Source organism: Pseudorhodoplanes sp. (assembly GCF_046289595.1).
GTDB lineage: Bacteria > Pseudomonadota > Alphaproteobacteria > Rhizobiales > Xanthobacteraceae > Pseudorhodoplanes.
The window spans coordinates 40,476-49,882 of record NZ_JBKBVB010000012.1 but is presented as its reverse complement, the minus strand read 5'-3'; the positions used below and the strand labels follow the sequence as shown (position 1 = coordinate 49,882).

7 protein-coding genes are annotated in these 9,407 nt (G+C 64.4%); 4 read left to right on the top strand and 3 right to left on the bottom strand.

Going from position 1 to position 9,407, the window contains the following annotated elements:
- On the bottom strand, positions 1–269 hold a 269-nt coding region (locus tag ACK41X_RS04805), incomplete at its 3' end, for an LptF/LptG family permease (protein WP_409719818.1).
- 461 nt (positions 270–730) lie between these two features.
- Here ACK41X_RS04805 and ACK41X_RS04800 point away from each other — a divergent pair.
- From ACK41X_RS04800 to ACK41X_RS04785, 4 genes are all read left to right on the top strand, one after another.
- A complete protein-coding gene (locus tag ACK41X_RS04800) occupies positions 731–2,254 on the top strand; it encodes a leucyl aminopeptidase (RefSeq protein ID WP_409719811.1) in 1,524 nt (507 codons plus the stop codon).
- A gap of 19 nt (positions 2,255–2,273) precedes the next feature.
- The gene (locus ACK41X_RS04795; RefSeq protein WP_409719809.1) at positions 2,274–3,653 is read left to right on the top strand and encodes a S10 family serine carboxypeptidase-like protein; all 1,380 of its coding nucleotides are present in this window, start codon (positions 2,274–2,276) and stop codon (positions 3,651–3,653) included.
- A gap of 17 nt (positions 3,654–3,670) precedes the next feature.
- On the top strand, positions 3,671–4,123 hold the full coding sequence (locus ACK41X_RS04790; RefSeq protein WP_409719807.1) for a DNA polymerase III subunit chi: 453 nt from the start codon (positions 3,671–3,673) through the stop codon (positions 4,121–4,123).
- A 195-nt stretch (positions 4,124–4,318) separates the two neighbouring features.
- Entirely contained in the window at positions 4,319–4,909 is a 591-nt protein-coding gene (locus ACK41X_RS04785; protein ID WP_409719805.1) for a hypothetical protein, read from the top strand.
- 19 nt (positions 4,910–4,928) lie between these two features.
- Here ACK41X_RS04785 and ACK41X_RS04780 read toward each other — a convergent pair whose 3' ends face one another.
- Positions 4,929–6,806: an ABC-F family ATP-binding cassette domain-containing protein gene (locus ACK41X_RS04780; RefSeq protein ID WP_409719803.1), complete on the bottom strand. Its 1,878-nt coding sequence runs from the start codon at positions 6,804–6,806 to the stop codon at positions 4,929–4,931.
- 393 nt (positions 6,807–7,199) lie between these two features.
- Positions 7,200–9,311, bottom strand: coding sequence for an amidohydrolase (locus ACK41X_RS04775; RefSeq protein ID WP_409719801.1), 2,112 nt, complete (start codon positions 9,309–9,311; stop codon positions 7,200–7,202).
- Positions 9,312–9,407: the final 96 nt, after the last annotated feature.

Genomic DNA, 9,407 nt, shown 5'->3' with positions numbered 1-9,407 from the left:
TTCATCACGATCAGTTCCGAATCGTTCGACAGCCGGCCGATCGCATGCATCACCGCGATCATCAGCGCGATCGGCGCAATCACCAGAACCAGCATCGGTATCACGAGGCCGGTAATGCCAAGGAAGACCAGCACGGTCTGGCCCCGGCTGGTCATCAGATCGATGTCGCGCAGCGCCTGGGTGATCCAGATGACCGAGGTCAGACTGAACAATACGATCGCGAACGCGCCGAAGGTGGTGCGGAAAATATACCGGTTGATGGCACCCAGCCCCGGCACCGCCGGCAGACGAACGGGAAGGCGCGGCCAGCCCGCGGGCAGGCGCGGCCAGCGCAACCGCAGATGCGGCAGCTTCAGCGATCCAGACCCGTACAAAGCCATGCGGCCCGACATTCCCCCTGATACCGTCCGCGGGCCCCAGCTGGACCCTTGGCGCATCCCGGCAGCGACTCTCCGAACCTGCCTTCCAGGACATCTTCATGATCGATTCACAAAGTGTCTCAGCCAAGGCAAAGCTGTTGAAAATGCATCGAAAAAAGTTAATCCGGCGGCAAGATTTACGGCGCTGTGGCTTCCGCATCACGTTCCGGCGCAGGGTCAGGTTCCATTATGGTTAACCGATGCCGGCCGGTCGGCTCTGACGGGTGACGCCGCGGGGTGGCGAAAGTCATTGGCGCGACCGCGGCGAGCCCCTAAACGGTTCCCAGGCGCAAATTTGACAGGGAATAGACATGGCTGGCGCACTGAAGATTGGATTTTCGAGCTATTCGGCGCCGGAAAAGGCTGTCCTGATCGTATTTGCCGGCTCTGACCTGGCATTCGGGCCGAAAACCCGGGCCTTGCTAAAGCCCGCGGTCGATCTGTTAAGGCGGGCGGCCGCCGCCGACGGCTTCAAGGGCAAGAGCGGCACCGCGCTCGACCTGGTGGCACCCTCCGGCCTGAAAGTGTCACGGCTGATCGTGATCGGGGTCGCGGCCAAATCGGTTGCGGAGTCGTCCGACGACACGTCTCCCGACGAACCGGGCCGGGATATGGTCAAGCTTGGAGGGGCGGCGTTCGGCCGGGTTCCGGCGCGCGCCGCCGAGATCGCGATCGCGGGCGAGTTCCCGGACCGGGACTTGACACCGGACGAAGTGGCCGATCTTGCGCTTGGCGCGTCGCTGCGCGCCTATTCGTTCGACCGCTACAAGACCAAGAAAAAAGACGACGACACTCCCAAACAACGGCGGCTGACCATCGGCACCGCCGAACCCGACAAGTCCCGCAAGGCTTTCGCGTCGCGCGAGGCGATTGCGGACGGGGTGACGCTGGCGCGCGACCTGGTCAACGAACCGGCCAATGTCCTGTATCCCGAAGAATTCGCCCGCCGCGCCGGCGCATTGCGCAAGCTCGGCGTCGGCATCGAGATTCTCGATAAGAAGGCGATGACCAAACTCAAGATGAACGCGCTGCTTGGCGTCGGCCAGGGTTCGGCGCGTGAGAGCCGCGTCGTCATCATGCGCTGGGATGGCGGCAAGAAGGGCGACAAGCCGCTCGCCTTCATCGGCAAGGGGGTATGCTTCGATACCGGCGGCATCTCGATCAAGCCGGCGGCCGGGATGGAAGACATGAAAGGCGACATGGCGGGCGCGGCCTGTGTGGTCGGCCTGATGCATGCATTGGCGGGCCGCAAGGCGAAGGTGAATGCGATCGGGGCGATCGGGCTGGTCGAGAACATGCCCGACGGCAATGCCCAAAGGCCCGGCGATATCGTGACCTCGATGTCCGGCCAAACCATTGAAATCATTAACACAGATGCCGAGGGCCGGCTGGTCCTGGCCGACCTGCTCTGGTATGTCGGCAAGACCTACAAGCCGCAATTCATGATCGATCTGGCGACGCTGACCGGGGCCATCATCGTCTCGCTCGGGCATGAATATGCCGGGCTTTTTTCCAACAACGACAAGCTCGCCGAACAGCTCACGCAAGCGGGAAAGCTGACTGGCGAGCGTGTCTGGCGGATGCCGCTCGGCCCCGAATACGACAAGCAGATCGATTCCAAGTTTGCCGACATGAAGAACACCGGCGGCCGCATGGGCGGTGCGATCACGGCTGCGCAATTCCTGCAGCGGTTCGTCGACAAGACGCCCTGGGCGCATCTCGACATTGCCGGCACTGGAATGGGATCGCCGCAGACCGACATCAACAAGAGCTGGGGATCGGGCTATGGCGTTCGTCTGCTCGACCGGCTGGTGACCGAGTCGTACGAAAAATAGCAGCGCAGAACAGGCCGCGATGAGGCGCGCATTCGCGATTGCGTTGGTGCTGTTGACGGCGCTCGGCGCGCGGGCCGAGGTCGATCTGCCGCTGATCGAACGCATTGCCGTCCAAGGCGAAAACGGCAAGCCGGTCGCCGAGGCCGGCGTGATCGCATTCCTGCGCAAGCCCGCCGATGCGCCGCGTCCGGTCGCATTCGTGATCGGCGGCGGTCCCGGCACCTCGTCGGCCTATCTCAATCTCGGCGCGCTCGGCCCGCAGCGCATCGCCTTCGACGGCGCCGCCTCCGAGCAGCGGCCGCTGGTGCCGAATGCCGAAAGCTGGCTGCCCTTCACCGATCTGGTCTTCGTCGATCCGCCGGGAACGGGGCAGGGACGCTTCGTGCCTGGAAAGTCCGAGGCCAGGGCCAGGGAGCAGATCTGGTCGGTCGAGGGCGACATCGATTTTCTCGCCGACGCGATCGCCACCTGGCTGCGCAAATACGAGCGGATCGGCGCGCAAATCGTGCTGGTCGGGCAGAGCTATGGTGGATTGCGGACGCCGCGGCTCGCGGAGGCGCTGCATCGCCGCCATGGCGTCGCGGTCAGCGGGCTGATCCTGGTCTCGCCGATCCTCGATTACGGCTGGCGCTATCATGCGCGGACCTCGCCGCTTTCCTTCATGACTCTGCTGCCGTCATTCGCCGCCGCGCGCATGGAGAGCGAAGGTACCTTCGATGCGCAAAAGCTCGGCCCGATTCAGGATTATGCCAGCACGGCGTTTGTCGACGATTTTCTGAAAGGGCCGCGCAACCGCGAAGCTTTGCAGCGCATGGTGGTGCGCGTGACCGCGATCACGGGCCTGCCGCGCAGCGTGGTCGAGGCGGCGCGAGGCCGCGTCGACGAAAACCTGTTCACGCGCGAGTTCGCCCGGCAGCACGGCAAGGTGGTCTCGGCTTACGACCCCGCCGTCACCGGCGACGATCCCGATCCCTCGGTGCCACGGCCCGATTTTTCCGATCCTTTTCTCGCGGCGCTCAAGCCGCCGCTGACCGCTGCCATGGACAATGCGCTGCGTGTCGCCGGCAAGCCTGTCGTCCCGTATGTCGTCTCGAACGATACTGTGTTCCAGAACTGGCGCTGGAGCGACGGTCACGGCCTGCCGGAGGCGGTCACGGCCTTGCGCAAAATGCTGGCGCTCGATCGCGGCCTGCGCGTGATCGTGGCGCATGGCTATTCCGATCTGCAGACTCCGTATTTCGAAAGCGCGCTGATCCTCGCCCAATTGCCCGATTTCAACGGCCGCCTCGAACTGCGCACGTACCGCGGCGGCCATATGTTCTACGGTCGCGACGAGTCGCGCCGGCAATTTCGGCGTGATGCGGAAGCCTTGTTTGCCGCGCTGGCAAAGCGCCCTTAAGAGACTGCGAGAAGCGTATGGCCGAAATCCGCTTCTATCACCTTGTCGACCGCCCGCTGGAACGGGTCTTGCCGCAGCTCTTGGAAATTTCGCTTGAGCGCGGCTGGCGGGTGGTGGTGCAAGCCGCGTCCGATGACCGGATCGAGGCGCTCGACGCGCATTTGTGGACCTATCGCGACGACAGCTTTCTGCCGCATGGCACGGCACGCGGCGCCGATGCGGCCGATCAGCCGGTTCTGTTGGCCGCCGACGATCGCAACCTCAACGACGCCAATGTCCGCTTTCTGATCGATGGCGTGCCGATCCCTCAGGACGCGTCGCGATACGACCGGCTGGTCCTGATCGTCGACGGCAATGACGAGGATCTGGTTGCGCAGGCCCGCATGCAATGGACCGAAGCAAAGGCCGCCGGCCATGAGACGAGCTACTGGCAGCCCGACGAGAATGGCCGCTGGGTGCAGAAGGCGTGACCGCGCCCCGTTTGCGGCACGCCAGGGAATGAAAATATCACTCTATCTCAATACGTTACACAGATTTCTAGGTGTGGGCTGACCCGCGTTAACGAGCCTCGCATTCTGTGATCGGGCCAGATTGATTGCTGCCATGTTGCTGACTAACAATCCGGGCTTCTCTCGACCGCAAGGTCCGGAGTTGGGGGTCTAGCCGTGCGAACCTGCGTAAAGTTCCGATGCGTGTTGCGCCTTGCGACGCCGCTCGCCGCCATGTTGCTGGCCGCCTGCGCGTCTTCGGACGCCACGCAGCCCGGCGCAAAGCCTGCGGATATATTTGCGACGCCGGACTGGGCGAAGGCCAATCAGGCCCGCGCCGAAACCAGACGCGCCATCACCCAGGCCGATCTGATCAATCCGGACGGTTCCTGCGCGATGCCCCAGACGACGGACGGCATGGCGTCGCCCGCGCTCGACCCGGCCGATGCGCTTGCCGGGCAGGGCCAATTGCCGGTGCTGGCCGGCGGCGTCGCGCTCGGCATGACCGAATGCGAGGTGCTGCAGCGCACCGGCGCCCCGGACACCTTCAACATCGCAAACGAGGGTACCATCCGTGTCGCCACCCTGACCGTGACGCAGGGACCGTCGCCCGGGCTTTATCGCTTTCGTGAAGGACGGCTGGTCAGCATGGAGCGGGTGCAGGCGCCGCCGGCAGCAAGACCTGCGCGACCCGCACGACCGCAGAAAGCCGCGAAGCAGGGGCAGCAGCAAGGCATGCCGACGCCTCTGCGCGGTCCCCAGCAATAAGCCGGTTCGGCAGTCGGCATCACGCCTGCGCGGCTTCGAGCGCTGCGCTGGCCTCCAGCCATTCGTCTTCGACCTGCGCAAGCTTGTCCGCCGCCTCCGCGCGGGTCTTTGCGAGTGCGGCCGCCTTTGCCGGTTCGGAGACGAACAATTCGGCAAGCGTGGCATCCATTTTCTCGATCTCGGCGGACAACTTCTTGGTCATCTGCTCCGCGGCCGCGATCCGCTTCCTGAGCGCGGCCAGCTCCGCACGTCGTTCGCCGGACGCCTTGCGGGCCTCGGCGCCGGGTTTGGGCGCAACGGAACCGGAATTGGCGTTGCGGGTATCGCTTGCCTTGCCGGACAGGATCAGCCGGCGATAGTCGTCGAGATCGCCGTCGTAGTTTTCGACGCCGCCATTCTGCACGATCCAGAGCCGGTCAACGCTGGCTTCCAGCAGGTAGCGGTCGTGCGAAACGAGGATCACCGCACCGGGATAGTCGTTGATCGCCTCGATCAATGCGGCGCGGCTGTCGATGTCGAGATGGTTGGTCGGTTCGTCGAGGATCACGAGATGCGGCCCGCCGAAGGTGGCAAGCCCGAGCATGAGGCGCGCCTTCTCGCCGCCTGACAGCGTTTCGACGGTGGCATCGGCGCGCGCCGCCGAAAAGCCGATGGCGCCGGCCTTGGCCCGGACCTTCGCCTCCGGATCGTCCGGCATCAGCCGCCGCACATGCTGATACACGCTGTCCTTGGGCCGCAATTCGTCGAGCTGGTGCTGCGCGAAATAGGCGATCCGCAGCTTGTCGGCGCGGGTGATGCGGCCGTTCATGGGCGCGAGGCGGCCGGCCAAAAGCTTCACCAGCGTCGATTTGCCGTTGCCGTTGGCGCCGAGAAGCGCGATGCGGTCGTCGTCGTCGATCCGCAGCGACAGGTTGCGCAGCACCGGCTTGCCCGGCTCGTAGCCGACCGACACCCCGTCGAGGGCGAGGATCGGCGGCGACAGCGTCCTGTCGGGCGCGGGCAGCACAATCGGGCGGACCTCGTCGTTCACCATGGCGGCCGGCGGTTCGAGCCTCGCCAGCATTTTCAGCCGCGACTGCGCCTGACGCGCCTTGGTCGCCTTGGCGCGGAAGCGGTCGACGAAAGCCTGCAGATGCTTGCGTTGTGCTTCCTGCTTCTTGGCGAATTTCGCATCCAGCATCTGGCGCTCGCGGCGCTGCCGCTCGAACGACGAATAGCCGCCGCGATAGAAGGTCAGCTTGCCGTTCTCCAGATGCAGGATCGAATCCACCGCGTTGTCGAGCAGGTCGCGGTCGTGGCTGATGACGATCACGGTATGCGGATAGCGCGCGAGGTGGTCTTCGAGCCAGAGCGTGCCTTCGAGGTCGAGATAATTGGTCGGCTCGTCGAGCAGAAGCAGATCGGGTTCGGAGAAGAGGACCGCTGCAAGCGCGACACGCATGCGCCAGCCGCCGGAAAACTCGGAAACTGCGCGGGCCTGATCCGCGGTCGAGAAGCCAAGGCCCGCAAGGATCGCCGCAGCGCGCGCCGGCGCGGAATGCGCATCGATATCGGCGAGCCGGGTATGGATTGCGGCGATGCGGTCAGCGTCGGTTGCGTGCTCGGCTTCGGCGAGCAGTGCTGCGCGCTCGCGGTCGGCGGCCAAGACCACGTCAATGAGGCTGTCCGGCCCGCTCGGTGCTTCCTGCAACAGGCGCCCGACGCGGGCGCGCTGGCGCACCACGAGACTCCCGGATTCCGGCGCAAGATCGCCGGTGATGACATTGAAAAGCGTGGTCTTGCCGGTGCCGTTGCGGCCGACCAGGCCGACGCGGCTGCCCGCGGGCACCCGCACCGAGGCGTCGTCGATCAGCAGGCGTCCGGCGACGCGGACGGTGAGGTTGTCGATCGTCAGCATGAGCGCGCGTTGTGGCCAATCGCGGTCCCGAGATCAACCGGCCGTCTGCGCGCGGCCGGCGGCCGATTCCCCGGCCAAGCCGAGCTGGTCTCAAACGAAATCGATGAGGAAAAGAATTGCGGGGATGATTGAAGACGGGGGGATGACAGTGACTCTTTTTGCGAATCACGGAACATTACGGCGGGGCCAGCCCTCCGGCGGCTCGAGTGGCGTTTCACCTCAAACCTGAACGAGGACGCTATGGCGAAGAAGGCCAAGAAGAAAAAAGCTGCGAAGAAGAAAAAGAAGTAAGTCGGAGTTTACATCGGCCCGGGCGGAAACCTCCTCCCGGGCCGAATGCTTTCCGGGTGCGGGCCGCGATCTGCCGCCGGTCGCCCGGCGGCCGATCAAGCGTCAGAGCGGCGGCAGCTGCCAGTCCGGCTTGCGGGTCTGCGAGGTCAGCATTGCACGCCCGGCCGTGATGGTCGCGATGACCTTGATGTCCTTGATGGTCTTGGCGCTGACTTCCTGCGGATCCTTGTCGAGCACCACGAAGTCCGCGTATTTGCCGGCCTCGATGCTGCCGACCCGGTCGTCGACGCCAAGCGTATAGGCGGCGTCGATCGTCACCATCCGCATCGCCCGTTCGACATTGCGCACGCGCTCGGCCGGCGCATGGGTCTTTCCGGACAATTCGCCGATGCGGTTCACCGCGGTCCAGACTTCGTAGAGCGGGCTCGGCACGCCGACCGGGGTGTCGGAATGCAGCGACAGCACGATATTCTCGCGCAGGATCGTGTTCATCCGCGCCGCGAGCGAGGCGCGGTCGGTGCCGATATAGTCGGCATTCAGGTCGGCGCGTTCGGAGACGTAATAGGGGTTGGTCGAGATCACCGCGCCGAGCGCCTTGACCTGACGCACCTGCGCGGTGCTCGAAATCCCGAAATGCTCGAACGAGAAGCGGTGGTCGAAGCGCGGCGTCTCGGCCTGCAGGGCGGCCAGCGCATCGAGCGTGATCTGGTTGCCGCCGGAGCCGTTGGAATGCACATGAATCTGGAAGCCGGCATTCCACCACGGCCGCATCGCGTTCAGGAACGCCTCTTTCGAGGTGTACATGAACAGACCCTTGAACCGGTCGTTGTTGATGTAACCGGGATATTGCAGCTCCATGCCGAACGAGACGAAGGCGTCGTCGGCATAGAATTTCACGCCGTTGAAGATCTGGCGCTCATTGCTGGTGTAACGCAGTTTGGTCACCTCCTCGACGGCGCGGTCGCCATACAATTCCTGGAAGGTGGCGCCGTCGGCGACATGCACGATGCGGGCGATCGAGTTGGGCTGGCCGAAATACTGGCGGGTCAGCATGTTTTCGAGTTCGAGATTGACGCCGCCGTAGAACAGGTCGCCCGTGGTGGTGATGCCGGCCTGCTGCATCAACGCGCCGAGATAGCGCAGCCGCCGCATGCCTTCCTCGGGCGTCAGAACCTCCGCGAGCGGCTTCAGCATGATGATCTTGGCGGCTTCGGTGCCGAGGAATTGACCGTTCGAGGAGCCGTCCGGATTTTTTCCGGCGCCGATGGTCTTGGCGACCAGCTCGTTGGTGATGCCGTATTTCTGGATCGCGGCCGAGTTGGCGAAAACGTAATGCTCCGATGCATCCCAGACAATGATCGGCTGGGTCTTCGAAATGGCGTCGAGCTGATCGCGATCGAGCAGATCGCCGCCCATCGCAATCACGTCATAGCCCCAGGTCAGCACCGTGGTGCCCGGCTTGGCCTCCTTGACGTATTTTCGGAGCGCTTTCATCGCGTCGTCGCGGGTCTTCACTCCCGGAAAGTCCGGTCCGTAAGGGTTGCGCAGCGGGAAATAAGTCAGGGGCGGCAGGCTGATTGCCACCGACCCCATCACCGGATGGCCGTGCGCCTCGACAAAGCCCGGATAGATCACCTGCTTGGCAAAGCGCCGGTCGATTTCGTAGGGAAAGCGCTTCATCCAGGGCTGAAGGTCTTCCAGCGTGCCGACCGACAGGATGCGGCCGTCCTTGACCGCAACGGCGGTCGCGGTCGGCCAGCCCGGATCCATGGTGACGATCTTGCGCGCGACAAAGATCGTCATCTTTTCGGTGGTTTCCTGCGGCTTGGCCGACATCGAGGGCGGCAGCGGCTTCAGCAGCGGGAGGCTGGATGGCTGGGCCGTCGTCTGCTGGGCGGGCACCGGGAACATGGGCTTGATGTTCACCGTTCCCGGCGGTTGGCTCTTGGGCGCCGTTGTTGGTGCAGTTGCCGGCGCGGCATCGGTCGCCGGCTGGTTGGCCTGTGCGAGCTGGATGGCCTCGCGAAACAGCGGCGCCAGTTCGGTGATGCAATAGGTGCCCCAGGTTTCCGGCGCGCCGGTCGGCGTCTTGTGGCTGGCGCCGAGGCGCGGCCGGGGATGATGGACGCCATGGGCGTCGGCAGAGAAACGGACATCCGAAAAAATCAGGGCCGTGCATAAGGCGGTTGCGACCACAACAGCTTTCAGTCTCATCGGCGCACATACCTCCCCAAAGTCATATGCACCGACCATCTAGCGTGATTCGCGATTGCGCTTCATGATGCAGCTTACGCGGGCCGGTCATGCGAC